The 25064-nt window shown below is 63.5% G+C and carries 25 protein-coding genes; 13 read left to right on the top strand and 12 right to left on the bottom strand.

The genetic code is table 11. The features are described from left to right. Window positions 1–30: 30 nt before the first annotated feature. The 4 genes from CH290_RS07990 to CH290_RS07975 all read left to right on the top strand — a co-directional run bounded on the left by CH290_RS07990 (window position 31) and on the right by CH290_RS07975 (window position 3385). Window positions 31–576, top strand: coding sequence for a GNAT family N-acetyltransferase (locus CH290_RS07990; protein ID WP_033188986.1), 546 nt, complete (start codon window positions 31–33; stop codon window positions 574–576). Between the two features lie 528 nt (window positions 577–1104). Beyond that, a complete protein-coding gene (locus tag CH290_RS07985; RefSeq protein WP_033188985.1) occupies window positions 1105–1857 on the top strand; it encodes an SDR family oxidoreductase in 753 nt (250 codons plus the stop codon). Between the two features lie 16 nt (window positions 1858–1873). Then, window positions 1874–2731 (top strand): helix-turn-helix transcriptional regulator, encoded by an 858-nt coding sequence (locus tag CH290_RS07980; RefSeq protein WP_033188984.1) that lies wholly within the window; start codon window positions 1874–1876, stop codon window positions 2729–2731. Window positions 2732–2749: 18 nt separating this feature from the next. Beyond that, on the top strand, window positions 2750–3385 hold the full coding sequence (locus CH290_RS07975) for a hypothetical protein (RefSeq protein ID WP_033188983.1): 636 nt from the start codon (window positions 2750–2752) through the stop codon (window positions 3383–3385). A gap of 30 nt (window positions 3386–3415) precedes the next feature. Here CH290_RS07975 and CH290_RS07970 read toward each other — a convergent pair whose 3' ends face one another. From CH290_RS07970 to CH290_RS07955, 4 genes are all read right to left on the bottom strand, one after another. Next, a complete protein-coding gene (locus tag CH290_RS07970) occupies window positions 3416–4570 on the bottom strand; it encodes an acyl-CoA dehydrogenase family protein (RefSeq protein WP_371828580.1) in 1155 nt (384 codons plus the stop codon). 101 nt (window positions 4571–4671) lie between these two features. Further along, window positions 4672–5850 carry a CaiB/BaiF CoA transferase family protein gene (locus tag CH290_RS07965; RefSeq protein WP_033188982.1) on the bottom strand — a complete coding sequence of 393 codons (1179 nt, stop codon included), beginning with the start codon at window positions 5848–5850 and terminating at the stop codon, window positions 4672–4674. Further along, window positions 5847–7556 (bottom strand): acyl-CoA dehydrogenase family protein, encoded by a 1710-nt coding sequence (locus CH290_RS07960; protein ID WP_033188981.1) that lies wholly within the window; start codon window positions 7554–7556, stop codon window positions 5847–5849. The genes CH290_RS07965 and CH290_RS07960 overlap by 4 nt, the downstream gene beginning before the upstream one ends. A 3-nt stretch (window positions 7557–7559) precedes the next feature. Further along, window positions 7560–8924 carry an MFS transporter gene (locus CH290_RS07955; RefSeq protein ID WP_052060137.1) on the bottom strand — a complete coding sequence of 455 codons (1365 nt, stop codon included), beginning with the start codon at window positions 8922–8924 and terminating at the stop codon, window positions 7560–7562. Window positions 8925–9085: 161 nt separating this feature from the next. Here CH290_RS07955 and CH290_RS07950 point away from each other — a divergent pair, with 161 nt between their 5' ends. Continuing rightward, a complete protein-coding gene (locus CH290_RS07950; RefSeq protein ID WP_033188980.1) occupies window positions 9086–10006 on the top strand; it encodes a LysR family transcriptional regulator in 921 nt (306 codons plus the stop codon). Between the two features lie 19 nt (window positions 10007–10025). Here CH290_RS07950 and CH290_RS07945 read toward each other — a convergent pair whose 3' ends face one another. After that, a complete protein-coding gene (locus CH290_RS07945) occupies window positions 10026–10739 on the bottom strand; it encodes a hypothetical protein (RefSeq protein WP_020110613.1) in 714 nt (237 codons plus the stop codon). A gap of 372 nt (window positions 10740–11111) precedes the next feature. Between CH290_RS07945 and CH290_RS07940 the strand changes: the two genes are divergently transcribed. The 3 genes from CH290_RS07940 to CH290_RS07930 all read left to right on the top strand — a co-directional run bounded on the left by CH290_RS07940 (window position 11112) and on the right by CH290_RS07930 (window position 12462). Then, window positions 11112–11285, top strand: a complete 174-nt coding sequence (locus tag CH290_RS07940; protein WP_020110612.1) for a hypothetical protein — start codon at window positions 11112–11114, stop codon at window positions 11283–11285. 73 nt (window positions 11286–11358) lie between these two features. Continuing rightward, window positions 11359–11790, top strand: coding sequence for a hypothetical protein (locus CH290_RS07935; protein WP_080738081.1), 432 nt, complete (start codon window positions 11359–11361; stop codon window positions 11788–11790). A 117-nt stretch (window positions 11791–11907) separates the two neighbouring features. Further along, window positions 11908–12462: a hypothetical protein gene (locus tag CH290_RS07930; protein ID WP_033188977.1), complete on the top strand. Its 555-nt coding sequence runs from the start codon at window positions 11908–11910 to the stop codon at window positions 12460–12462. 13 nt (window positions 12463–12475) lie between these two features. Here the strand turns inward: CH290_RS07930 and CH290_RS07925 are convergent, their stop codons facing one another. From CH290_RS07925 to CH290_RS07915, 3 genes are all read right to left on the bottom strand, one after another. Further along, on the bottom strand, window positions 12476–13933 hold the full coding sequence (locus CH290_RS07925) for an outer membrane protein assembly factor BamB family protein (RefSeq protein ID WP_033188976.1): 1458 nt from the start codon (window positions 13931–13933) through the stop codon (window positions 12476–12478). Next, window positions 13930–15168 (bottom strand): hypothetical protein, encoded by a 1239-nt coding sequence (locus CH290_RS30185; protein WP_052083117.1) that lies wholly within the window; start codon window positions 15166–15168, stop codon window positions 13930–13932. The genes CH290_RS07925 and CH290_RS30185 overlap by 4 nt, the downstream gene beginning before the upstream one ends. A gap of 90 nt (window positions 15169–15258) precedes the next feature. After that, window positions 15259–15819, bottom strand: coding sequence for a TetR/AcrR family transcriptional regulator (locus CH290_RS07915; protein ID WP_033189009.1), 561 nt, complete (start codon window positions 15817–15819; stop codon window positions 15259–15261). A 77-nt stretch (window positions 15820–15896) separates the two neighbouring features. Here CH290_RS07915 and CH290_RS07910 point away from each other — a divergent pair, with 77 nt between their 5' ends. The 5 genes from CH290_RS07910 (at window position 15897) to CH290_RS07890 (ending at window position 20402) form a co-directional block, all read left to right on the top strand. Beyond that, window positions 15897–16694: an SDR family NAD(P)-dependent oxidoreductase gene (locus tag CH290_RS07910; protein ID WP_033188975.1), complete on the top strand. Its 798-nt coding sequence runs from the start codon at window positions 15897–15899 to the stop codon at window positions 16692–16694. 32 nt (window positions 16695–16726) lie between these two features. Further along, window positions 16727–17677 carry an alpha/beta hydrolase gene (locus CH290_RS07905; RefSeq protein WP_033188974.1) on the top strand — a complete coding sequence of 317 codons (951 nt, stop codon included), beginning with the start codon at window positions 16727–16729 and terminating at the stop codon, window positions 17675–17677. 49 nt (window positions 17678–17726) lie between these two features. Then, the gene (locus tag CH290_RS07900) at window positions 17727–18563 is read left to right on the top strand and encodes an alpha/beta fold hydrolase (RefSeq protein ID WP_230620944.1); all 837 of its coding nucleotides are present in this window, start codon (window positions 17727–17729) and stop codon (window positions 18561–18563) included. Window positions 18564–18707: 144 nt separating this feature from the next. Continuing rightward, window positions 18708–19925: an FAD-dependent monooxygenase gene (locus CH290_RS07895; RefSeq protein ID WP_033188972.1), complete on the top strand. Its 1218-nt coding sequence runs from the start codon at window positions 18708–18710 to the stop codon at window positions 19923–19925. Window positions 19926–19952: 27 nt separating this feature from the next. After that, window positions 19953–20402 carry a MarR family winged helix-turn-helix transcriptional regulator gene (locus tag CH290_RS07890; RefSeq protein WP_230620943.1) on the top strand — a complete coding sequence of 150 codons (450 nt, stop codon included), beginning with the start codon at window positions 19953–19955 and terminating at the stop codon, window positions 20400–20402. 1 nt (window position 20403) lies between these two features. On the opposite strand, the gene CH290_RS07885 is transcribed toward CH290_RS07890, so the two are convergent. The 4 genes from CH290_RS07885 to CH290_RS07870 form a co-directional block, all read right to left on the bottom strand. After that, a complete protein-coding gene (locus CH290_RS07885; protein ID WP_033188971.1) occupies window positions 20404–21501 on the bottom strand; it encodes a hypothetical protein in 1098 nt (365 codons plus the stop codon). Window positions 21502–21503: 2 nt separating this feature from the next. Then, complete coding sequence (locus tag CH290_RS07880) at window positions 21504–22415, bottom strand: hypothetical protein (RefSeq protein ID WP_141216190.1); 912 nt, start codon at window positions 22413–22415, stop codon at window positions 21504–21506. A 244-nt stretch (window positions 22416–22659) separates the two neighbouring features. Continuing rightward, window positions 22660–23757, bottom strand: coding sequence for an outer membrane protein assembly factor BamB family protein (locus CH290_RS07875; protein WP_230620942.1), 1098 nt, complete (start codon window positions 23755–23757; stop codon window positions 22660–22662). Further along, entirely contained in the window at window positions 23754–25061 is a 1308-nt protein-coding gene (locus tag CH290_RS07870; RefSeq protein ID WP_230620941.1) for a hypothetical protein, read from the bottom strand. Before CH290_RS07870 ends, CH290_RS07875 begins: the two co-directional genes overlap by 4 nt. Window positions 25062–25064: the final 3 nt, after the last annotated feature.

Raw genomic sequence — 25064 nt, 5'->3', positions numbered from 1 at the left:
GACTCACACACAAGACGAGAGGATCCACCCGTGGCGACGATCAGGCCCGGAACCGCAGCCGACGCAGGCGAAATCGGTGAGATCTTCAGCGAAGCATTCGAGGACGATCCGGTGTGGGCGACGCATCTTCCCGATTCATCGTCCCGCCGCCGCGCACTCGCCGAGTTCTACGCAAGCGAAGTCGAGAGCGAACCCGAGCACGTCGATGTCGCAGTCGACGAGGACGGACAGCTGCTCGGCGCACTGATCTGGGAACCTCCCGGCTCCCGCGAAGAAACCGGCAGCTTCAGCCCCACCGAAGCCGGACAGGCACATGATCGAGCGATCGACGATCAGCGACCTGACGAACCACACTGGTACATCCACGACATCGCTACCTCAGCACGAGCCAGAGGCACCGGAGTCGGCACCAAATTGATTCAGCACCGATTGGACCACATCGGCTCCGCGCCGGCCTTCCTCGAATCCACGACTCCCGCGAGCCGAAGGCTGTACGAACGCTTCGGGTTCGAAGCCCGCGTCACCGACGACATGATCCCCGGCTCGTCGGCGATGACCCGCCGCCCGTCGAACTGAGCCACACCTGGTTGTGCACCGTTCCTCGGCCGAAAGACGTCAGGTGACTGCACCCTTCGGCTATGAGCAGACTGACGCATGTTTGCTCACTCAGAGACCGCGCTGGAGCCCGATACTCAGCCGGTAACAATCCGCCGGTTCATGTGCAAAACAAAAGCTTTCAGACTTTTATGCTCGCACCGGTCGCGGGTCCGTGCTGGCTCTGATACCAATGGAGCCGGTACCGGCAGATCACCGATCTCGCTACCTACACCGACCCCAACTCTCGAGGAGCTCAACAGTGTTTTCGTCCAGTGAAATCACCCCTTCCCTTCTGCTTCTGCTCGCTCAGCTGTTCTCGGGAAGCTCCGACACCGCGCCTACCGGCGAAATCTGAGCGACCGAACACCTGGCACCGGCAGTCATCGGCAACGGTGACCGCCGGTGTTCTCGTTTCTCCCGAGCCACCGAACGCCTCGAGACCCGGATCGCCGGTCCGGGGATAAGCAGGGTGTGGTTCGTTAGCCCGAACGGGCGCACAGTCGAAGCATGAACTCAGACGGAAACAACACGATCTTCATCCCCGGCGCTACCTCGGGCATCGGCCTGGGTCTGGCCCTTCGACTCCAAGCCGAGGGCAACACCGTCATCGTCGGTGGACGTCGCACAGCGCTGTTGCGCGAGATCGCAGCCGCCCATCCGGGAATCGACACCATCGAAATCGACACGTCGAGCACGGAGTCCATCTCCGCCGCTGCAGCCGCCCTCACCCAGCGGCACCCGGCATTGAACACCCTGGTCACGATGGCAGGAATCATGGAGCCCGAGAACCTCCTCGACCCTGCATCGATCGACGTCGCCGAACGTACGGTCACCGTCAACCTCCTCGGCACCATCCGTCTCGTCCACGCGTTCCTGCCGCACCTGCAGGCCCAGCCGCGTGCCACGATCATGACGGTCAGTTCCGGGCTCGCGTTCGTTCCCCTCCCCGTGACGCCCACCTACAGCGCGACCAAAGCAGCCGTTCACTCGTTCACCGAATCGCTACGCGTGCAGCTCACCGACACCGCTGTCCGTGTCGTCGAGTTGGCACCTCCGGCCGTCCAGACAACGCTCATGGGCCAGGAAGACAGCCCGTCGGCCATGCCGTTCGACGAGTACCTCGACGAGGTCATGTCCCTGCTCGCCGCGCAGCCCGAGGCCAAGGAGATACTGGTCGAGCGCGTAAAGTGGCTACGCAACGCCACCGCCGAAGGCCGATACGACGAGGTACTCCACGCCCTCAGCGGCCGCAGCCACTGACACAGATTGCCAGGCCATGCCCCAATTTCAGCAGCAGCAACTCGGAGAGTTCCTCCGCAACCGGCGTGACCGCCTGCGGCCCGCCGAAGTCGGCCTGACCGCCGGTCCGCGTCGTCGAACACCGGGATTGCGCCGCGACGAGGTGGCGATGCTCGCCACCATGTCCACCGACTACTACGAACGCATCGAGCAAGGCCGGGGACCGCAACCATCCCCGGCCATGCTCGGCGCCATCGCACGTGCACTGCGCCTGACCCTCGCCGAACGTGACCACCTCTACGTCCTCGCCGGACACCACCCACCCGAACCCGCCGTCGCCCTGGGGTTCGCCGACCCCGGGCTGATGACCGTCCTCGACGCCCTCGCTCCCCGCGTGCCGGCATTGATCACCGACGACATGCACAACATCGTCGGACAGAACCCACTCAATATCGCACTGCTCGGGAAACTCGTCGGCGAAAGCGGTTTTCACGCCAACTTCATCTGGCACTGGTTTCTGGACCCGGACTACCGCGCGCTGTACGCGCCCAACGACCGAGACCACCTGAGCCGCAACTACGTCGCCGACCTCCGCGTCGCAGTGACACGGCGGCCCGACGACACCCGTGCAACCAGCCTGATCGACGAGTTACACCGCGAGAGCGACGAATTCACGCGGATCTGGAAACTCGGCGACGTCGACACAGTAGCGAAAACTCGAAAGCGGTTGCAGCACCCACGCGTCGGACTGCTCGACTGCGAATGCGACGTCGTCATCAGCCCGCCGTCCGGGCAACGCCTCGTCCTCTTCCGCGGAGCGCCCGGCACCGATACCCACGAAAAGCTCGAACTGCTCGGAGCAATCGGTATGCAGGAGATCGGCTCCGAACACTAGAGCCGATACGCTGACTCGATGGCGCGAAGGACATCGCTCGACAGTTGGGTCTATCGGCGGCTGACGGCCGAGCCGACCCTGGCCAAGCCGCCTGGTCCGATACTGCTGACCTTCGTCACGGTTGCCGCCGCGGTGTGGATCTGCGTCAAGCGAAACTTCTGGCCGTCGCCGTTCGGCGCGCACACCTGGCTCGACCCGCTGCTCGCCCACCTGGTCGTCCTCGCAGTCCTGGCCGTCACCGGGCTGATCTGGGCCATCCGAACCCTGTATGTACTGGGCCGCGACCGCCGGTGGTCCTGGTGGATAGTGCCTGCGCCCATCGTCGTCCTCAGCGCTTTCGCGTTCGTGGTGTGGGGACCTTCCACCACATTCCTCGACAAGCGCACCGAGTTCGAAGCCGTCGCCGTCGACCTTCGGGAGAACCCCGGCACGTACCGCGACAAGTTCGAGATCGGGCCCTTCGACATCGATCGCGCGAACAGCTACACGCCAGGCGAGGTCTACTTCGTCGACAACTCGACCATCTTCTTCAGCTTCACGAGCGGCTGGGTGTACTCACCGGACCATCCACCGACCGGATCCGCCAGCGAGGACAGCTCCTTCACTCACCTCGACGGCCCATGGTACGAATACGAATCGGTGTACAGGCTCTGATCGTCGTCGCGCCCTCGTGCGCTGTCGCGGTTATCGGAACGCCGATTCTCCCGTCATTGCCCTGCCGATGGTGAGTTGGTGCATTTCCGTAGTGCCCTCATAGGTCAGCACGGATTCGAGGTTGTTGGCGTGCCTCATCACTGGATATTCCAGTGTTATGCCGTTCGCTCCGAGGATGGTCCGACACGTCCGTGCCACGTCGATCGCTTCGCGGACGTTGTTGAGCTTGCCCGTACTGACCTGCTCCGGAGTGAGACCGCCACTGTCCTTGAGCCGACCCAACTGGTACGCCAAGAGATGACCTTTGCCGACCTCCAGCGTCATATCTGCGATCTTGGCCTGCGTCAGCTGATAACCGGCGAGGGGCTTGTCGAACACTTCACGGGACATCGAGTACTCGACGGCCGTTTCCAGGCAGTCACGCGCTGCGCCGATCGAGCCGAACACGATCCCGAAGCGGGCTTCGTTGAGACAACTCAGCGGGCCGCGCAAGCCCTGAGCGGTCGGGAGCATCGCCGACGCCGGCAGCCGCACACCGTCCAGAACAAGTTCGGAGGTAACCGACGCACGCAGCGAGACCTTTTTCTTGATCTCCGGCGCGGAGAAGCCCGGGGTGTCGGTCGGAACGACGAATCCCCGAATACCTTCGTCTGTTTGGGCCCAGACCACGGCGACGTCAGCGATCGAGCCGTTGGTGATCCACATCTTCGTACCGTTGAGAATCCAGTCGTCGCCGTCTCTCTTCGCATTGGTTCTCATACCGGCGGGGTTGGATCCGAAGTCCGGCTCGGTGAGCCCGAAACAGCCGATGGCCTCCCCGCGCGCCATGGGCGGCAGCCACGTCTGCTTCTGTTCCTCGCTGCCCCACCGGTGAAGTGCGAACATCGCCAGTGAACCCTGCACCGACACCAGGCTACGGATACCGGAGTCGACGGCTTCCAACTCCAGGCATGCCAGACCGTAAGCCGTGGCACTCATCCCGGCACAGTCGTATCCCTCGAGGTGCATTCCCAGAACGCCCAGGGACCCCAGCTCCTTGGCAAGGTCCCGCGCAGGCAAGGTGCCCTCCTCGAACCACTGGGCGACGTGTGGCCGGATTCGATCCGACGCGAACTTCCTCACCGTAGAACGAATTTCGATCTCTTCGGGTTCGAGAAGCGAATCGAGACCGAACAATTTTTCCATCGAGACAAGAGCGGACAAGATTCCTCCGTATGTTGTGCGTTCGTTCGGCAAGAGAGTTCGCGAGTCTTCGCGTCGGCGACGTCCGTAATAGGTGACAGTCGTCAGAGGTGACGGTCCTCCGAGAATCGGGCCATGACCTCGTCGGTGTCGGCGCCGAGTTCGGGAGGGGCGCTTGCCATCGTGGGCCGAACTCCCCCGAAACTGATCGGCGACGCTACCTGCTCGAGCGGGCCGATCGACGGGTGCTGCACGGTCTCCACCATCCCCAATGCTGCGGTATGCGGGTGTTCGTAGATCTCGTCGAGATGCAGGATCGGCGACACGGGAACCGCATGAGCGTTGAGCTGCGAACACCAGTACTCGACCGACGCCGTGACGAACACCGACGACAACTCTTTCTCGAGAGCGTCGCGATTGTCGACACGGTCGCGGTTGTGCAGAAACCGCGGATCCGCCCCCAGATCGTCGCGTCCGATGGCACGGCACAACTGTCCCCATTGAGTGTCGTTGCCGACTGCGACGACGAAATGCCCGTCCGACGCAGGAAATGCCTGATAGGGAACAAGGTTGAGATGTGCCGACCCCATGGCGACCGGCCGCTCCCGGGTGGCGAAGTAGCTTGTCGCCCAGTTCACGTGCAGCGCCAATTGGCACTCGTAGAGCGACGTCGTGACGTACTGGCCTCTACCCGTCCGCGAACGTTCGTGCAGAGCAGCGAGAATACCGATCGTGCCGAACAGGCCGGCGCCCAGATCACCCATCGCAAAGCCGGCTTTGACCGGCGCGCCACCCGGCTCGCCGGTGAGAGACATCAGCCCGCCCGCTGCCTGGGCGAGAATGTCGTAGCCCGGTTCGTCACGCAGCGGTCCTTCGTCGCCGAAGGCCGAGATGTGCAACACGATGAGGTGGGGGTGCTGCTCGGACAGTGCTCGGTAATCGAAGATCTTCTGTAAACCACTGCCGGGCTTGAAGTTCTCGACCACGATGTCGGATTCAGCAAGCATGCGGTGTATCACCGCCTGCCCCTCGTCCGACTTCAGGTCGACCGTCACCGACTTCTTTCCACGGTTGATCGCGAGGTAATAGGCGGCGTCGTCGCCGACGAACGGTGGTCCCCACGCGCGAGTCGGGTCGCCGCCGTCGGGATGCTCGATCTTGGTCACTTCTGCACCCAGATCACCCAGGGACATGGTGGCGTACGGTCCGGCGAGGATCTTCGACAGATCGAGCACCTTGATACCGGCCAGCGGTGCCGGCCCCTGACGGGTGGCGTTGTTCATCGCAGCGCACCCACCGTCGAAGCCGCCAAAGAGCTGACGTGAAGCGCGGATTCACGATCGACGGAAGTTCCGTCCACGACAGCCTCGAGATGGCGCAGCGCCTCGGCCGAGACGTCGTCCGAACGGTCGAGGTATGCGTTGGCCACCAACAGTCCGCGGTAGTCACCCGTGGTGGTGATGGAATGGTCTGCCAGGTCGAACAACAAGGTCTGCATGATCGTCTGCGCGAGCGCGTTCGCGTACCGCGCACACCCGGCCTCCGCTGCGTCGTTCGAACCAGCCAACAGACGGTCGCCTCTCTCGACAAGTTGGTCCCACGCGTCGACCAGAACCGCCCGGCCGTCTGCGCAGTCGGATCCGAGGTCGGTCAGCATCGACGTCATGTCGGCGGCAATGTGCCGGTGCGCGTCGAACTTCCGCAAACACCGCAACACATCCAATGCGATGACGTTGCTCGAACCCTCCCAGATGGAACCGAGGTGCGAATCGCGCACCAAACGCGCATGCGCCCACTCCTCGATGTATCCGTTTCCGCCCCGCACCTCCATCGCCTCCCCGGTGACCACGCGCGCCTTCTTGCAGATGAAATGCTTTGCCAGCGGCGTCAGTACGCGAATCAGCTGCTTCGCAGCGGGATCGCCGGCGTCAGCTGACTGCAAGCACTGCGCGCTGTAGGCGACCATCGCCAGGGATGCCTCCGATTCCAGGCAGAGCTCGAGCAGGGTGGCACGCATCAGCGAATGCTCGAACAGGGGTTTACCGAACACGATTCGTTGACGTGTGTGGTCGACGGCGTCACGAACCGACCTGCGCATCAGAGCACTGGCGCGCATCGCATTCGACAGTCTCGACGTGTTGACCATCTCTGCCATCTGCAGAAACCCTCGGTCCAGCTGCCCCACCTGGAGCGCGAACGCTCCGGCAAGAGTGACCTCGCCACTCGGCATCGACCTGGTGCCCATCTTGTCCTTGAGGCGGTCGATCGTATAGCTGTTGCGTGTGCCGTCGGCGAGTGTCTTCGGCACCATGAACATGCCCACCCCCCGGGTGGAACCGTCCTCGCCGCCGGGGAACCTGGCGAGCGTCACGATCACGTCGGCGTCGGGGTTGGACGCGAACCACTTCTTGCCCGTGAGGCGCCATTCACCGTTGCGCGACTCGGCCACGGTCTCGGTCATCGCAATGTCGGTCCCCGCTTGCGGTTCGGTCATGAACATCGCGCCGGTCATCGAGGTGGCCGGATCGGTGGAAGTGAGACCGTCGATCCACCGATCGAAGACATCAGGATCTCCGAACAACTTCAGAACACGCGCTGCTGCGTCGGTCATCGACACGGGGCAGGCAAGGCCGAACTCTGCTTGAACGAACACGTAGGACGCCAAATACTTAACCAAGTGCGGAGGGGCCGCATCCCAGCCGTGCAATCCTCGGTGCGAGAGAGCCGAGAGGCCGTATCGACTGTAGGCAGCGTCGCACAGTTCGAGATACGCAGGGTGATAGTCGATGTCGTCGACACGGATGCCGTCGCGGTCGAACTGGCGGAGCACCGGCGGGTTCTTGTCCGCGACGGCGGCGAGAGCATCGAGTCTCCCCGCCGCATCCTCTCCCAAGGTGTCGAGCAGGGCGTCGAACTTCACTCGATCGTCACCTTCGGTCCAGCGACGGACAACGGCGTGGAGCGCGGGGTCACGGCGTGCGTAATTCATGATTCAGGCCTTTCCGGTGGTGCTGAGTGCCGGTGGTGTCGACGAGTCGTCTGCCGCGATCAGTGCGAGCCGCTTGCCCCGGCGCAGAAGCGCCGACATGCAGACAACCGACAACAGCACGTAGAACAGCCCCAGACCGACGACCACCCAGATCGAACCTGTTGTGGTGAGTAAAAACTGAGAGAGCAGGGGGGCTGTACCGGCGAAGATCGCCGTCGAGAACTGATACGAGAGAGAAATCCCGGTGTAGCGAACATTGGTCGGGAAGACCTGGGCCAGGATTCCCGCGAGTGCTGCGTAGTACATGGCGTGCGGGGCGGTAGCAAGAATCATTCCGACCATCGCCCAGCCCACCGACCCTGTCTGGATCAGGACGAACATCAACGGAAGCAAGATCAGCTCGGGAAGCAGCATCCATTTGATGGCCCTGGACGGGTCGATCTTGGTTGCAAGGATGGCGCCGAAAGGCTGGATGAGCACCTGCGCAACCAACGCAAGGGTGATGACGAGGAGGAAATCGCTCCGATCGAACCCGAGATCCGTCGTCGCCCACGACAACGCGAAGGTGGTTTTGACGTACGTGATGGCGACGCCCGCGACCACTGCACCGACGCCCAGAACCAGCTCGATCGGGTGCGAACGCAGCACCTGGACGAGCGGCAAACGAGTCCGCTCCTGCTTCGCGACCGCCTTCTGCATCTCGGGGGTCTCCGAGATGTGCAGACGGATGTAGAGGGCGATGACGACCAGCAGCGCCGATGCGACGAAAGGTATACGCCAACCCCATGATTCGAAGACGCTGTCCGACATCGCGGTCAAGGCGAGGAAGGCGACGGTCGCCATCAGGTTCCCGACGGGCGAACCCTGCTGAGCGAACGCGCCGTAAAGGACCTTCTTCTTGGGAGGAGCGAACTCGGTGGCGATGAGGACGGCACCGCCCCACTCACCACCCATAGCGATTCCTTGCACCACACGGAGCGTGACCAGCGCGATGGGCGCCCAGATGCCGATCGTCTCGTAAGTGGGCAGCAACCCCACTCCGACCGTGCCCACGCCCATCATCGCCAGTGTGATGACCACGGCGTTCTTACGGCCGAACTTGTCACCGAAGTGCCCGAAGATGATGCCGCCGAGCGGACGCGCCAGGAATCCGACAGCGAATGTCGCGAAGGCAGCGAGAGTCCCGACCGCGGGCGACGCATCCGGGAAGAACAACTTGCCCAGCACGAGCGCCGAAGCGGTCCCGTAGATGTAGAAGTCGAACCATTCGATCGTCGTGCCCGCGAATGCCGTGATACCTGCCTTGCGCGCCTTCTTCGAGTCGTGAATGGGCGCCTCTGCGCCGTCACCGTGTTGAGAATGTGTCACCTGATGTCCTGACTCTGTGATCCGTGTCGAGCATGGGCCAATGAGTGCGATGCAGATCACTATTCCCGCTTTTTCTTGTAGAGTCCAAGATGTAATTGTGACTTATTAGGTGGTAGTAAAGCTCAATTGGTCGCGGACTGCTCTGCCACGAGAGGGCGAACATGGAGTTGCGACATCTGGAGGCATTCCTGGCCGTCGCTGAGGAGCTTCACTTCGGCCGCGCGGCCGAGAAGCTGCACGTCGCCCAATCACCGCTGAGCCAGACCGTGCGCGCGCTCGAACGCGAATTGGGAACCGACTTGTTCACCCGCACCACGCGCTCGGTGCAGCTCACCGAAGCAGGCACAGCTTTACTGGAACCGGTGCGAGTGATCAAAGCCCAGCTCGGGGTCATCCACACTGTGGCCCGTTCCGCGAAGACCGGGGAAATCGGATCCGTCCGGATCGGCTTCGGTGGAGCGAGCGGTTATCAGGCATTGTCGCGTCTGGCGCGGTCGATCGCCGACGCTCATCCGGGCATCGAGCTGGCACTGCGGCCCCAGTTGTACTCAGGGGAAGTAGTCGATGCCCTCGACGACGGAACGCTCGACATGGGGATCGTCGGCCTACCCGCGCCGCCGCATCTGAAGACCGTGACCGTCAGCGACGAAGTGCTGATCCTCGCCGTTCCTGCGGGCCATCGCCTGGCCGGTGCATCCGAAGTCGATCCGCGCGACCTCGCGCACGAGCGCTTCGTGTTCTACCCGGCCGAACACGGGTCGGTGGTGCGCGACGCGACGATCACGATGTGCGCCGACGCGGACTTCGCGCCCTCCGTTGCGTACGAGGCACCCGACCCGTACAGCCTGCTCGCCATGGTGGGTGCGGGAGTCGGCGTTGCTGTGGTCGTCGCATCCACCCAACTCCTCACCATGGACGGCGTGCAGTATCTTCCGCTGACAGGACCCGCACGGACTCTCCGCATCGCCATGGCATGGGACCCTGCCAATCCCTCGCCCGCGCTCGCTGTCGCAATCGACATCCTCAGAAAATCGCTCAGCAACAAAGGGATCTCGGCCTCACTGTCACCGCCTCTGCCCTAACCATAGGGAACGAACCCCTTCACACCGAGCCAGTCGGTGCGTCGCCGGTAGCGGATCGAGGAGTGTTTCCACCGACTGCCCATACCCTCGCCGCCACCAACGTGGCCGAAAGAACAAGCATCACAACAAGAGTTGACGACACTACTACGTACGGCCGTGTCGTGAAGTCGTACAACCATGCCGTTCCCACCCCACAGGCCGTCGCCGCGATGCCACCGACCGGCAACAACACGGCCGCACGCTTCGTCGTGCCAGGCCCGAAATCGTCGCCGGTTACACGAAGAATGGACCACACCAACAGCAATGCTGCACAGTACGCGAGACCAGCGCACACCGCGTACGTCGTCAACAACGACACCGGCTCCACGGCCACGCTGTAGCCCGGCTGCCACGCGTTCACGGCGTCGAGCACCATCGCCAGAATTGGCGCAAGGCCTACAGCGATACCCACCAGACCCGCACTCACGACGCGCCCGAAGCGGTTCCCTGTGCCGGCGGCTACTCGAACACCAGCGAGGTGCAGGACAACGCCGATCAGCGCGCCCAGCACCGCGCCCACCACCGCAATTTGCCACAGCTGCTCCCAGTCCGGCCCGTAGAACCGCACGGTCAGGCTGCTTCCGCCGTCGAAAACATCCTTCGAATCCCGTCCGGGCGCGATATCCCCGACACCGCTCCCGAGGACGGCTATCAGCGATCCGAGCACAGCAAACCAGAGGGACAGCTTCCACATTCGGACATCATCTCGCACCGGTAAGCGTTCCGGTGACGACGCTCCGGTACCGCAGGTAATCAAGGAACCTCCACGTTCGTTCTCCTTACGACTCCAACGTGGGAGCACCTCGCCAACTGTGTGGGCGAAGCCGGGACATCTCGCGGGTCGACTGGACAGACATACGCAGCAGCCCGCTACCGAGCGGCAACGCATTCGGAAAGCGCTGCAGCTGCGGCGTCGGTTCGGCTTACATCGCCAGTGGCGAACCGGTCGACAAGAAGACCACGGAATGCCGCACCCAGCACCGCCGCACGCTCCAAGGCGTCGTCGAATCCACACCTTCGGAGAGACTCAGCGAGTGCTGTCGGTGCGCTCGAAGCAATCCTGACCATGCTGACCATCGAGCACTCCGAATTGCCGCCCACCCTGAACCTCGAAAAGCAATATCCGGCAATCGATCTGGATGTGGTGACTCATCGCCGTCAGCAGCGAATCGACTACGCCCTCAGCACGTCCATCGGTTTCGGCGGGCACAACGTCGCGCTGGCGTTCGGGTGGGTGTGAGTCCACCGACGAAGACATTCCGCAATGACCTGTGTAACACGCACCGGACTCCAACCGACCAAGTGGAATGAAAATGATCCGGCTTGCCCGCTATGCCTCCGTCCTCGCTGCCTGCGCAGGCGCGGCGGTGTTCGCTGCCCCGAACGCGTCCGCAGAGGTCGTCTCACTCGACATCCTCCCCGGGCTGAGCTTCGGACCGACAACCCAGTACGGCGTCGGATGCACCTATGTCGCGGTCGCTCGAACCGAGAGCTTCTCGGAGCCTCGAACAGACATCGGGCCGATGGATTACAGCATGGTGATGCCCATCGAGGAATTCATGTGGCAGTTCGACGGATACTGGTACTCACCAACGATTCTCGGGCACAAGTTCACTCTGGTGACACCCACTGCACCCGGCGAACACTCGCTGATGGCCTACCAGACCTCGGCGGGCGGACCGATCGCGACCATCGACGTCAACCCTGCAGTTCCCTTGGGTCCCATATGCCTGGTCGCGCCCTGAGGTGGGCAGATGCTGCACAACGATCCCGTCACAATGAACCACCAGGCCGAGCCCACACGTCACACTGAGGAGTGCTCACCCTGGTTCGGGTGCGAGTGCAGCGAGGATCGGAGACAGATGATTCGACTCGGTAAGGTCGCGGCGATGGTCGCGGCCGCAGTCATGGCCATCTTCGTCGGGTTCGGCGCCGGCGCCGTTGCGCACGCACACCCGGCCGTCGATCCGGTATCCGCCCTGCGCTCCGCTGGCGTACCGGCCGAGATCGCTGCGCTGGCCACCGCGCCCACACCTGTCGCAGGCACCGTCGATACCGTCAACCTCGCCCACCCGACGGGCGGATTCCCCGGATCGCGGATCGACGCCGTCATCGATCACTCGGCCCGCTCCATCACCGTCGTGCAGCGCTGGCTGGAGTACGAGCCGTCGGAACTCCACGCAGGATGGGTCAACCTGAGGACGGGGCAGTCGGGAATCACCGAATTCCTCGGCACCGCACCAGGAACGATCGACGGCCTCTACCCGACCATCGACAGGACCGCCGTATTGCCCACCGGCAGCGGCCCGGTCGTCGTCATGGTCTACGGCCGCATACCAGGATGGTCCGGATTGATCCCCCTGGCGCCCGAATACTTCGGCATCCTCACCCCAGCGGTCGCCCTCATCCAGGTCTAGACGAGCAGCGCCGTCACGCCGGCGTCAACGCGACTATCTCCGCCGGCGACGCGTAGACGAATCGACCGTCACTCGTACGCACGGTTTCGTCGCCGCTCAGTAAGTCCTGGCTGTCGCCGACGAGGCTGGCCGGTAACGTCCACCCCTCGCCCGTCTCGATGTCGAGAGCGGTCACGACATCGCCGTCCAGGCCCGCGAGCACATTTCCGTTCCGAGCCGACGGCGCGAAGGCCCCTTCCTTGGACCACAGCTCGCTGCCGGTGCGTAGATCGAGCGCCGCGAATTTCTGCTCGGAACCATCGCTGAGCAACACAGTCTCACCGACTACTGCGACGGCCGTCCCTTCACCACTCTCGGCCACCAACGAGCTGCTGGTCCACAGCGTGCGACCGGTCGCCCGGTCGTATGCGGAGTCACCCATCAGGAACGGCGCCGACCCGTCGGGTGCATCGATCACAAGGTGGTGCGTTGCCGTTCCGTCCGTGCGGGCGAACACACGACCGGTCGAATCCAAGGCCTCGGTCGCCACTGGCTCGAACTCGTCGCATACGACCGGCTGGACGATGACAATCCCTCCGGCCAGAGCAGCATCGGCGTCGACACAGTCGTCGTAGTTGGTCTTCTGCCATGGCACGAACCCGGTGGCGAGGTCGAATATTGCTGCATCGCTGTATGTATCGACGAAGCCGATCCCGTGATCCAGCGACAGCACGAACATCGACGCGTCCTCGCCGTAACCTCCGATGGTCAACTGCGACGTCCAATACGCCGACGGATCCGACGGTGTGCCACTGTGTACTCGAAGGTCATTTCCTTCGATGTCACCTTCGACGACATACAACCTGTCATTGATGCCGCCGATCATATCGACGAACCACTCCGTCGGTGTGCTGGTCAGTTCACCCGTCGCCACGTCCACGGCAACGAACGCCGAATCTCCGGCGAATCGATTTGTGTGACAGACGATCTTGCCGCTGATCGCTTCGGACGCGCTTCCCGAAATGCCCGCAGCGGGGGTCTGCCAGCGAACAGATCCATCGGTGCTGTCGACGGCGACGAACGACGAGTCGCTCAGTTCGAAGCCGTACTCGCTCTCCACTCCTAGGAGCGTGATCAGGACGTCACCCGCCTCGATGAATCCGGAGCTTCGGAACACCAACTCCCCCGCAGTCACCGGATCGTAGAACCCGGCACCGGGCACATCCGAGACCGACGATGTCGTCAGCGTCCAATCAGGGTGCGGGGCCCCAGGGCTGGCCGTCGGCTCGGGTTCGACGGTGGGGCTGAAGCTTCCAGTATCGAAGCCGTCGTCACCCCCGAAGTCCCCGCCTCCGCCGAAGTACGCAACGCCGAGCGTGGATCCTTCGTACCCGAAATCGTCGTCGGGCCCCGTTGTGACCACCGTGTATGCCGCTGCCGAGAACGTCACCACAGCAACGACCGTTGCGAGAATTGCTGTGCGTGTACTCATGCGAACACCGACCCCACTGTCTGCACGATGGACTGAAGCAGTTCGAGACCGACCGCACGATCGGAAGCCCGAACCTTGACGGTCATCCCCGACGCTGTTTCCAGCGCCACGGTCTGCTGCGGCCACCCGGTGGGGCTGGTGACGTAGATGCCGCTGATGCTCAGGACGGAACCGTCGGGAAGTGTGGTGGATGTTTTCTCGTAACCAGTCGAGGACTGGTCGGGATCGTAGTCGTAGGCACCGGCGGTAGGAGTGACCGTCAGCGTCAGCGCTTGGTTGCTGCCGTACACCAGGTCCTCGCATGCGCTGGCAGGACTGTACTGATCGAGCTGCAATGAGCCGAGCGGACGGTCCAGGACAACCGGCCGAGAGGCAGAGTCCCAGAGCGTGTTCAGTGCATCGTTCAGTGCTGTGACGACCTCGCGTGAGAGCGGCGAGCCGATCTCCGTCGACCCTTGCGCCGTGCACGGCATCGGCGGTGTGACAAACCCGGGTGGGACGGGAAACGTCGTGCGCAGCTCCGGCAGTGCGGCGATGGTTGCCAACTCGTCCACCGAGAGCACCACGCGGCCGGCGTCACCCGCCGTGGTGGCGTGTATCCGCGAACCGTCAGGGGTGTAGGCGACTGCGCTCCGAACAGTCGATCGCTGACCTGCTAACTCGTACCAGGTGTCGAGGGTGTCCACCACAGTGCCGTCGCGCATGGTGGTTCGTGCATCCAAAGCGCCTGCAGTACAGGGGGGAGCGGATTCGTCGTTCTGCGTTACAGAGACCGTGACCATGCCTTCCACACCGTTTCGAATCACTGTGCCTGTTGCGGTGGTGGACTCGAATATCGTGCTCGTACCACCCTGTTGGCCTCCCAGGATGGGCTGGAAGACAAGCGATTGCCGAGGGCCCGCGAACTTCAGTTCTGCATCGGCGGGCAGCGAGTCCACCAGAGCCGTGCTCATCGCCGACGCGCGAGGCCCATCGAACCAGGGGTAGTCCGGGTTGTCGTATGTCTCCGGCTTGTCCCCGATGGTCATCTGGACCGCGTGACCGGGCTCGTCGTTGGGTTCGACGGACTCACACCCCGGAATGGCGGCGTCGGAGTCGACGGGTTCGAGCACCACTCCATAAGCAGCGGGCAATGATTCGACACCCGAATCGTTGGTGAGACCGGCGATCACAACGCCGACCGAGACGATCGACACGATGACCATCGCATCGGTCCACACACGCTGCTTCCCCACCCGAACTCCGTTCTCGCTCCTCGCATCCCTTTCGTCCGGTTGACGGTCTTCGTTACACGCCACTGAGTCGGTAATCGAGTCGATCCGCCGTCAGCCGACCGGAGCACGTCCATGAGTCATCGCAGTGACGAGCTGGTCGATCACATCCCGCGTCGCGGCGGGCGACGGCGCGTGCGTCAGAAGACCTTCGACGACGAACGTCCCGATGCGAATCATTGCGTCTGCCTCCGGTCCGGAGAAGCCCGACGCGGCTACGTCGACAGCGAAGATCGATTCGGCATACGCGTGAAATCCGTTGTGCCAGAGATTTATGGCTTCCGACTTGGTTGCGCGTTCGTGCACGGTGGACACCAACGGCCCCACTCGCTGTAACCGCTCGACAAGCCATTCGAGACGTTCGGCGAGAGGGCGATCGGCGATGTCGGCATAGTCCGCTGCGTCCTCGGCCACGATCGCCGTCAGAACGGCGACCAGGATGTCGTCCTTGTCCTCGAAATACCAGTACAGAGTGTTCGCCGTGATGCCGACAGCTTTGGCCAACCGACTGACGGATGTGCGCTCGAAACCGTCGGACACGAACAGTTCACGAGCAACACCGATGATCTCGGCCCGCTTCGCCTCCCTGTCATGTAGTCCGCGGTTCTTGGGCATGCCCGACATCCTATCTTGAATGCCCATCAAGACCCTGCTACCGTTCTTGATGACCATTCAAGAGACGGGGGCCTGCAATGACCACGACCGGACGAACAGCGCTGATCACAGGAGCATCGGCTGGTATCGGCGCGCAATTCGCGCGCCACTTGGCCGCGGAAGGACACAACCTCGTTCTCGTTGCACGTCGCGAGGAACGGCTCGTCGCACTTGCGGACGAGCTGGCGAAGCGGCACAACGTGCGCTGCGACGTCGTCGTCGCTGACCTGACCGACAACAGCGCCCCGCGCGCGATCGTCGAACGCACGAACTCCCTCGGCATCGACGTCGACATCTTGATCAACAACGCAGGCATGTCGGGCAATTCGTCGTTCGCGGACGCCCCGTTCGAGGCGCTCGCCGCCGAGATCCAGGTGATGATCACCGCCGTCACCGAACTCGCACATCTGACGGTCCCCGGAATGAAGGAGCGCGGATACGGACGGATCGTGAATCTGTCGTCGTTGGCTGCCTTCATGCCGCCGGCAGCCAGCCTGCTCTACACCGGCATCAAGTCCTACGTCCTCGATGTCTCGCAAGCTCTCGACATGGAGCTTCGTCCGTACGGCGTCCACGTCACTGCTCTCTGCCCGGGCTTCACCCACAGCGAGTTCCACGACGTCATGGGGACCCGTGATGCAGCCACCTCGAAACTACCGTCGATTCTGTGGCAAGACCCCGAAGCCGTTGTGCAGGAGGGCTGGCGGGCGGTCGAGGCGGGCAAACCGGTGTGCATACCGGGCGTCGTGAACAAGGTGACCGCAGCCGCCGCGAAGCCGATTCCCACCCGGCTCGGGTACTTCCTGGGCAAGACCTTGAATCCGTTCAAACACTGACTCGCTCATTGCGAATCGCAAGGAGATGCTCGATGACCACCAACGAACGTTCCAAATTCACCCGCACCGAAGCATCGTTCACCTCCGACGGTATCTGCTGCGCAGCAACCATATTTCGACCCCAGGAAGCAAGCGCAACACCGCTTCCGGCGATCGTCATGGCACACGGCTTCGGTACGCCCCGGGCAATGCGGTTGTACGCGTTCGCGGAACGTTTCGCTGCGGCGGGCTACATCGTGTGTGTATTCGACTACCGACACTTCGGTGACAGCGACGGCGAACCACGACAACTGCTCGATATACCGAGACAACTCGCCGACTGGCGTGCTGCTGTCGACTACGCGCGGACGCTCGACGGAGTCGATCCGAGCAGGATCGTCGGATGGGGTACATCCTTCGCCGGAGGCCACGTACTCACCCTCGCGGGCACCGGCGTCGAATTTGCCGCCGTCATCGCGCAGGTACCCCACATCGACGGGATCGCCGCCGTCCGCGCAGTCGGATTCCGGCACACACTGCGTGTCCTGCCCTCGGCCGTCAAAGACGTCGTGCGCGCACTTCGCAAGAAGCCACCGCACTACATCGACAGCGTCGGCCTGCCTGGAACGCGCGCTGTGATGGTCTCGCCGGATGCGTACTCCGGTCGCGATCGCATGATGCAGGAATCCGGCCTCACCCACGGTGACTACCCCGAGACCGTCGCAGCTCGGATTCTGCTGAAGATCGGGCTGTACTCGCCCGGCCGAACGGCGTCGGCGATCGCGTGCCCCACGTTGGTGCAGATCATGTCCGAGGACACGGTGACTCCCGCCTCGGTCGCCCTCCGTGCTGCGCAGAAGATCCGCACAGCCACGGTCCGCACCTATACCGGCGGTCACTTCGATCCCTATGTCGATTTACTCTTTTCGGCAGTGATTCGGGACCAATTGGCGTTCCTCGCCGAGAACGTGGCGCTCGCTGGGTGCTCCGCCCCCACTGCGTAGCTGACCGGTTCACCGTTGTCCTTCGTTTCCAGCCGATAACGTGTCGGTCATGTCCATCGATCGGGTACCTGTATCGGGCGGAAGCATCGCCGTCGAGACTCTCTCCGGCACCACCGAACCCATTCTCGTGGTGCACGGGGTCTCCAGCCAGCGCACACTGTGGGGTTGGCTGCACGCGGAGGCTCCGCATCTGACGCTCGTCGCACCGGATCTGCGCGGGAGGGGTGACAGTGTGGACGTCACCGGCCCGTCGTCACTGGCTCAGCACGCCGAGGACCTGGACGCGGTTGTCGATGCACTGGGCCAGGAGGCGGTGCACGTGTGCGGAATGTCGATGGGTGCATTCGTGGCGGTCGAGTTCGCGGCCCGCTATCCGAACCGGGTGAAGAGCCTCGTCCTCGTCGACGGCGGCGTGCCGGTAGGACCGCCCGAGGGGTTGACGCAAGAAAACGTTGCAGCAGTGTTCGGGGACAGGATCGCCCGAACGCAGCAGCACTGGAACAGCGTCGACGACTACATCCAATTCTTGGTCTCGACGTCATTGCCCCTACTCGACCCAGCCGACCCGCTGCTCCGGCAATACGCCGAACACGACCTGGTCGACGGCGCCGTCCGGCTGTCGGCGGATGCAGTCGTCACCGACGCCACCGACGTGTTCTTCGGCCGCTCGAGATTCGAGGAACTGACGGTGCCCATTCGATTCCTGCACGCGCAGTGGAGCGTCGGAGCCGATTCTCCGCCGATGTACTCACCGCAGGACATCGAGGCCGTCGACATGACCTCCGTCCGCCCGTTGGCCGGACTCGATCACGCCGGAACGATCATGACCTCGGTCGGCGCCGCCGCTGTAGGCGCGATGATCGACGAGGCACTGCTTGCAGGGTGATCGCCTGCGATGAGTGAACTGTTCGCGATGACCCGCCGGCACGTTCACGTCTTCGGGTTTGCGGCAACCTGCAGCCGGGCATGTACCTCCACAGTAAAGTAACTTCGTCACAGCGATACCTGATCGGTTCGCGGGAGGAACACCATGTCGAGATCGGATCACCGGCCCACTCGGGTCCTCGTCACCGGCGCGAGCATCGCCGGGCCCACGTTGGCATGGGGTCTGTCCAAAGCCGGATGCGACGTCACCCTTCTCGAGCGATCTCCAGCTCCGCGCGAGACCGGGCAGAACATCGACATACGCGGACTCGGGCGCGACGTGATACGTCGAATGGGCGTCGAGAACACCATTCTGGAAAATCTGACCGGCGAGCAGGGCACGCGGTTCGTCGACCGGCACGGGACGCCCCACGCGGTGTTTCCTCGCGAGGAGGGCCAGGACGGACCGACCGCAGAGATCGAGATCCTCCGCGGACGGCTCGCACAGATTCTCGTCGACATCGTTCCCCGCGACGTGGATCAGCGGTTCGGCGACTACGTCGTCGGTGTGGAGCAAGACTCGTCCGGTGTCGACGTCACCTTCGACGGTGGCAGCACCGAACGCTTCGATCTCGTACTCGTCGCCGAAGGTCGTAGCTCTCGAACCCGACGCATCGTGTTCGACGACGAGACCACGCTGCGGGATTTCGGGGTCAGCATCACCTACGGCACCATCGATCGCCTTCCCACCGACGTCGATACCTGGGACTGGTGCACAGCCGGCGGAGGCCGCGTTGCAACGCTGCGGCCCGACAACGAGGGCACGATACGAGCGTCACTGTCCTTCGAATCCGAGCCCTCAGGATTCGAATCCCTACCGGTGGACGCCCAATTGCACATTTTGACAGAGCGATTCCGCGGGGCGGGCTGGCAAACCGAACGCATCCTCGACGGCTTTCACCAGCGGCCGGATGACTTCTACACCCAGCGAATGGAGCAGGTGCTCGTCTCCACCTGGAGCAAGGGCCGCGTCGCCCTCGTCGGCGACGCTGCATGGGGATCCGGCCCGACCGGCATGGGCACCACTCTGTCCCTCGTCGGGGCACACATCCTCACCGGCGAACTCGCAGCCCACCCCGACAACCATCGAGAAGCGTTCAGCCGCTACGAGAAGCAGATGCGCGCGTACGCTGACAGCGCACAAGGAATGCGACGCGGAAGCGCTCGGCTACTCCACCCGTCGTCGAAATTAGGTGTGAAAGCCCTGCATTCGGCATACAAGGTCGCGGCTTCAGCACCAGTACGCCGGTTCTTTCAAGCCAACCTGCTGACGCACGAAAAGCAGGTTCCGACGCTTGCGGACTATCCACTTCTGCGCGCCTGATCACCGCCTGGCCGAAAGGATCGACCGATGTCGACAGTGAGAACCGAAACGCTCGAAGCGCTTCGTCACTATGCGGTCAGCTACCAGGAGTCCGCGTATCAGTTGGCTCGCTGGATGAACCTGCCGACCACCGACGGCAACGCGCTCGGCGAGATCATCTGGGCCGAAAACGAAGGCACACCACTGTCTCCCGCTGTGCTGTCGGCCCGGATCGGATTGACCTCCGGGGCGACGACCGCACTGATCGATCGCCTCGAAGGACAGGATCTCGTGCGCCGCAGCCGGGAGAGCACCGACCGGCGAAGCGTGGCGTTGCGCTCGACGCCCCTCGCGCGCGAACGAATCGACCCGTTCGTTCGTCGGGCATCCACCGATCTCGAAACCGCTCTCGCCGACTACGACGACACCACACTCGTCGTCGTCCGCGACTTCCTTCTCCGCTTCGCCGCCGTCCTTCCCCGGGAGCGACGGACCTGAACTACACGCCGCCGTTCCGACGCCGCTGCAGCACCACCACGCCGACGGCCGATGCAGCGACAGCGACCAACGACGTTGCCCACAGCCACGAATAGGGGGCAGTCAATGCGCTGGTCAGAGGGGTATACGCGGTCCACCCGAACTGCACGGTGATCGGTATCGCCGCTGCAAGCGGAATCGCGGTGACGGCAATTACCGTCGCCGGACCACTCGACGGACGCACCGACGCGTACAACATCCCCAACGCCAACGGCACGAACACCATCCCCATGAGGAAAACGCCCAACGCCTCAGCGACGACACCGACAGCCAACAAAGCCAGCGCAACCACAGGTCGCGACCACCTCCACCCCACCCCAAGACCTGCGAGCAGAGCGGCCACCAAGATGCCACCGGACTCGGACCCGTACACCGGAGACGCCACCGACGCCAGAGTCACCAGCGCCGCGAGCACCACCATGCCCGTCGACCCAGGCAACACGAACGCCGCACCGACGAACACGACGATCATCAGCAGCGCCAGTGGCCACCGCTCGAAGAACTCGAACGACGAAGCAGCCAAAAGGCACGCCGGCAGCCCGAGTCCGGCGACGATGAACCGTCGTCGATCCGCAGCCGTGATCGGGTCACCTGTTCCCGCCGACTGGAAGAGGCCAGCCCAGAACGCCGCAAACAACAACACCGCGAAAACGCCCATCGCAACGTAATGGGTTGTCGGTATGACCGGCTCCGGGAGGTAGTCGGCGTACCGCCGCGGGATCGACTCGAACATCGGCGACAACGCAAAGCCCGCGACGGTGCCGACCACCAACGCGCCCAGCGCTGCTCGGGTCCCGACAAGTCCGGCGGCAAGACCACCGACAACCAAACCCGCAGCAACGCCCGTCACCGGTTCCGAGAACGGAACAGCGAGAATCAGAACACCCAACACCGCAGCTGCACAAGCAGTTCTGCCACCGAGGACCATTGCCGCCGCAAGAGCCACGACCGCGCACACCACACCCGACCCGACACTGCCCTCCATGGTCATTCGCAGCGCGACAACGAACGCACCACTCACCGACGCCAGAACTGCGAGACCGAGTCGCTCTGGTCGCATCGTCATCCCCGTTCGGCTGCGATGGAGTCGACGAGGTAAGCCGGCGCGGCAAGCGGGGCATATCCGTCGGCAAGAATTCTTTTACAGCCGTCGAGTTCGACGTGCACCTGAGCTGTGGTGCCGTCCAACGACATCATGCCGCTCGACGACGTCGCTATCGAGTTGCTCCTCTCGGAGCAGGGGGCTGCATGTTCGAGCCCGCGCAACAGGGCCTCCCAGTCTGGACTGATGTCCGACGTGCTGAACATGCTCGCATTGGCGAACGCGGGAGACTGCCCGACGTTGTCGAAGTAGCAGAACCCGGACGGCCAGAAGGGGAAATCGATTTTCTCCGTCCCGTCGACAGGCGCCGAATAGACGGGCGAGCAGTGATAGAAGTATTCGATTCCGGCCGCATCGATAGCGACGGTGTGCTGGATCGCGTACTTTTCCGGCAGTTCGAGCACTTCCCCTAACGCAGTGGTGTTCTCGAAGCCACAGTCCCACAGAGGGTACGACGGTTGTACCGCACGCCCGTCGGCATCGACCAACCACATGTCGACCGGAGCGGCGAGACTGCAATCACCGCACGACCCCGGAAGGAATGCGCGCCGGGCCGAGGGTGCATTGAAAGCCTGGATCGCAGACCCGAAATCCCCCGAATAGTGGCGCTCGAAGTAGGTCGCGACTCCGTCCGCGCCGATCCGAGGAGCCAGGTCGATGTCGCACACAACAGCCTCAGCGGGAACGAACGAGTCGGGCACGGTTCCTGGAATTGGACGGGGGTTGGTGGAAGGGGCGTAGGAACCAGGAAACCGCTGGTACGCGCCGACGTCCTGAGGCAAGGCACACGTGAAGTCGCCGACCGATCCGATGGACGCCACGGGCCTGGGCTCAGGTTCGGTGTACTCACCACACGCCACAAAGCCCGCCATGACTACAACGAACAAGACCAGCCCTATCCGACGTCCCACCACCGACACCCTATACGGGTGACCACGTTCAGATCAGCCGCGAAGCTCTCCGACCCATCGTCAGTGCGGCGGCGCCCGATGGAACTCCGGTGCCGCGTCGTAACTGTCGACACGCTCGTTGCTCTCGCGTCGTCACCGGGGCTGGATCTGTAGAAGGCTGCGCACCGGAATGCCGGGACAGCATGGTCCGGAAACGATCACCGTCTCATTCGACGAGCTTGACGATCGAGCTGGAGCTCACGAAGTACACCCCGGATTCCGCCTCGACAACCGTTCCCGACGCGGTGAACCCGTCGACATCCACTGGCGGTGACCATGTCCAGGACACTTCCCCGGTTTCACGGTCAGCGGCGATGATCGAACTGCCGTCCTGGGAGTAGACAGTCTGTCCGATCGTCTTCTCGACTGCGTACGGATCCTCCAGCTTCCATACCTCGGTGCCTGACGCAGTGTCGAAGACTGCTGTTTGCGAACGTAATTCGAGGTTGTCGACGGCCGATCCCGTCGCCGTATCGAAGAACTCGGCGTCACTACCGAGAGTGATGACGCCTCGACCGTCGTGCACGTGTATCAATGTCGACCCGATACCGTCCCACGTGGCGAACCCGGTGACGGGTAGAGACCAGGCGCCGGCCAGCGCGTCGATGCTGCCACCGTGCAGGACCGATTCACCGTCCTCCGGGTTGCCCTCCAGGATGAACACCGATTCGCCGTCGGACTCGATTCCGTAGGTGAACCATTCTCGCGGCAAGGGAACTCGGCGCATGGCCCCGTCCTGCGCATCGATGGCGACGATGGCGGGCACGTCCGCGTACGAATCCAGGCACACCAGTTCTCCGCGAGTGAGTCGACTTGCGCAGGTGTCGACACCTCCGGGCGACGCCGACCAGCGCACGGTGCCGTCACCGGCGTCGATTCCCAGCAGCTTCGGCGAATCGAACGAGTACGTTCGTGGGTCTGGCAAGCCGACGGCGGTGATCAGCACGTCGCCACCGTCGACGACGCCGTAGAGGCTGGAATCGAACAACAGCCCTGCCGAAGGCGCACGCAAGGCGGCGAAGTCACGCCCGTACGCGGCCGACGCGTCGGTCGACCATTCCGGTGTGTGTGCGGGACCGGGCGAGGCCTCGGTGGTGGTCGCGGACTCCACTTCGCTGTACTCGGCCCAGTCGCCCACCGACGCATCGTCGGTGGGCGCATCGGGGGTGGTCCGAGTGAGGGCGACGCCCGCTGCCGCGACGGCAGCCACGGCGACCACCACTGCTACTGCGGTCCGCAGCGTGTCCTTGCGTGCTCTGCTCACGGCCACTGTCCGATCGGGGTGTTGGCGACGGCGTCGAGCACTTCCGCCGACAGAGGCTCGGGAAGCGTCAGGGGCGCTCGTCCCCCTGCGGCGATCTCGACCGTCGACCGCGCCGACACCTGCACACCAGACGGGCGAGTGACCGTCACCGACCGCGACAACAGCCCGGTACCGTCCTCGGACGTCATCATCTGAGTGATGTCCGTGTCCAGAAACTCGACGACCGATCCGTCGGGCAGCGTTCGGAGAACCGGTAGTTGGCCGTAAAAGGATGGATCGTACGGGTCCGGGGCAGTCGGGAGGGGTTGTCCGCCGGCAACCGACACCGCCAGGCGAATGGTGCCGTCCCCGACGCCCACGTCCGTGCAGATTCCCGACCCGAAACCGTCCGGGACCAATGATCCGATGGGGCGGTCCAACGCCGGTGCGTCCGGAATTGCCGCCCAACTCGCAGTGAATGCTGCGTTCGCTGCATCCACGGCCTCACGGCTCAGATCTTTCACCGTTCCGTCGCCCGGCGGATACACCGAGCAATCGACCTGGAGCACCGGGCTTTCCGCCGGAGATGGAGCCGACATCGCCAGCTCCGGTATCGAAGCAATGGCCGCAGCTTCTTGTTGCTCCAGCGGCATCGCCGGCGACGAACCGGCACTCTGATACACGCTGACGCGCGTGCCGTCCTCGCGATAGGCGGTGGCCGAGCGTGAGTAGGTCCGCACGCCGTCGATTTCGTACCATGAGTCACCACTGTCGACGACGGTTCCGTCGGCGTCGATATCGCGCCGTTCGAGAGCGCCTGCGACACATGGGGGCACACCATCACTCGACGGCCCGACGTTGACCGAGACGAACGCCGTGACACCGTCACGCGTCAACTCCGCGTGCGCGGTGGTCATCGGATCGAACTCACTGTCGCCGAAATCGGTGACAGGAGCGAAGTTCAGCGAATTGGAGGGTGCAGCCACATCGATCTCCACGTCGGCCGGCAATGCTGTCCGCACGGCCTCGGACATCGCCGCGGCCTTGGCAGTGGTGAACCACGGGAAATCAGGATTGTCGTAGGTGCTGTCCCCTCCGAAGGAAGACGTGGCGAACAACTCACCCTCGTCCTCCACCGGAGGTTCGACGGTGTCGCACCCCGGGATGTCCGCGGACACGTCGACCGGCGCGCTGACGAAATCCAAGGTCGTGGACGGACCGGTGTCCCCCGACGGGATGAAGCTCGCGACCACGACTCCCACCGCAACGATGGTGACGACCACCGAAATGGTCCTGATTCGATCGAGCAGCCCGCTGTCGGTCACCGG

Origin of the sequence: Rhodococcus sp. 06-156-4 (assembly GCF_002259345.1) — a bacterium.
Taxonomy (GTDB): Bacteria; Actinomycetota; Actinomycetes; order Mycobacteriales; family Mycobacteriaceae; genus Rhodococcoides; species Rhodococcoides fascians_E.
Note: the sequence above shows the minus strand (reverse complement) of the source record. Positions and strands in the feature narration are given on the sequence as shown.

Bases quoted from the DNA above. Each gene is read 5' to 3' on its own strand.
- CH290_RS07985 (WP_033188985.1), top strand. From the start codon at position 1,105: ATGAACTCAGACGGAAACAACACGATCTTCATCCCCGGCGCTACCTCG.
- CH290_RS07980 (WP_033188984.1), top strand. From the start codon at position 1,874: ATGCCCCAATTTCAGCAGCAGCAACTCGGAGAGTTCCTCCGCAACCGG.
- CH290_RS07975 (WP_033188983.1), top strand. From the start codon at position 2,750: ATGGCGCGAAGGACATCGCTCGACAGTTGGGTCTATCGGCGGCTGACG.
- CH290_RS07970 (WP_371828580.1), bottom strand. From the start codon at position 4,570: ATGGAAAAATTGTTCGGTCTCGATTCGCTTCTCGAACCCGAAGAGATC.
- CH290_RS07965 (WP_033188982.1), bottom strand. From the start codon at position 5,850: ATGAACAACGCCACCCGTCAGGGGCCGGCACCGCTGGCCGGTATCAAG.
- CH290_RS07960 (WP_033188981.1), bottom strand. From the start codon at position 7,556: ATGAATTACGCACGCCGTGACCCCGCGCTCCACGCCGTTGTCCGTCGC.
- CH290_RS07950 (WP_033188980.1), top strand. From the start codon at position 9,086: ATGGAGTTGCGACATCTGGAGGCATTCCTGGCCGTCGCTGAGGAGCTT.
- CH290_RS07945 (WP_020110613.1), bottom strand. From the start codon at position 10,739: ATGTGGAAGCTGTCCCTCTGGTTTGCTGTGCTCGGATCGCTGATAGCC.
- CH290_RS07940 (WP_020110612.1), top strand. From the start codon at position 11,112: ATGCTGACCATCGAGCACTCCGAATTGCCGCCCACCCTGAACCTCGAA.
- CH290_RS07935 (WP_080738081.1), top strand. From the start codon at position 11,359: ATGATCCGGCTTGCCCGCTATGCCTCCGTCCTCGCTGCCTGCGCAGGC.
- CH290_RS07930 (WP_033188977.1), top strand. From the start codon at position 11,908: ATGATTCGACTCGGTAAGGTCGCGGCGATGGTCGCGGCCGCAGTCATG.
- CH290_RS07925 (WP_033188976.1), bottom strand. From the start codon at position 13,933: ATGAGTACACGCACAGCAATTCTCGCAACGGTCGTTGCTGTGGTGACG.
- CH290_RS07915 (WP_033189009.1), bottom strand. From the start codon at position 15,819: ATGCCCAAGAACCGCGGACTACATGACAGGGAGGCGAAGCGGGCCGAG.
- CH290_RS07910 (WP_033188975.1), top strand. From the start codon at position 15,897: ATGACCACGACCGGACGAACAGCGCTGATCACAGGAGCATCGGCTGGT.
- CH290_RS07905 (WP_033188974.1), top strand. From the start codon at position 16,727: ATGACCACCAACGAACGTTCCAAATTCACCCGCACCGAAGCATCGTTC.
- CH290_RS07900 (WP_230620944.1), top strand. From the start codon at position 17,727: ATGTCCATCGATCGGGTACCTGTATCGGGCGGAAGCATCGCCGTCGAG.
- CH290_RS07895 (WP_033188972.1), top strand. From the start codon at position 18,708: ATGTCGAGATCGGATCACCGGCCCACTCGGGTCCTCGTCACCGGCGCG.
- CH290_RS07890 (WP_230620943.1), top strand. From the start codon at position 19,953: ATGTCGACAGTGAGAACCGAAACGCTCGAAGCGCTTCGTCACTATGCG.
- CH290_RS07885 (WP_033188971.1), bottom strand. From the start codon at position 21,501: ATGCGACCAGAGCGACTCGGTCTCGCAGTTCTGGCGTCGGTGAGTGGT.
- CH290_RS07880 (WP_141216190.1), bottom strand. From the start codon at position 22,415: ATGGCGGGCTTTGTGGCGTGTGGTGAGTACACCGAACCTGAGCCCAGG.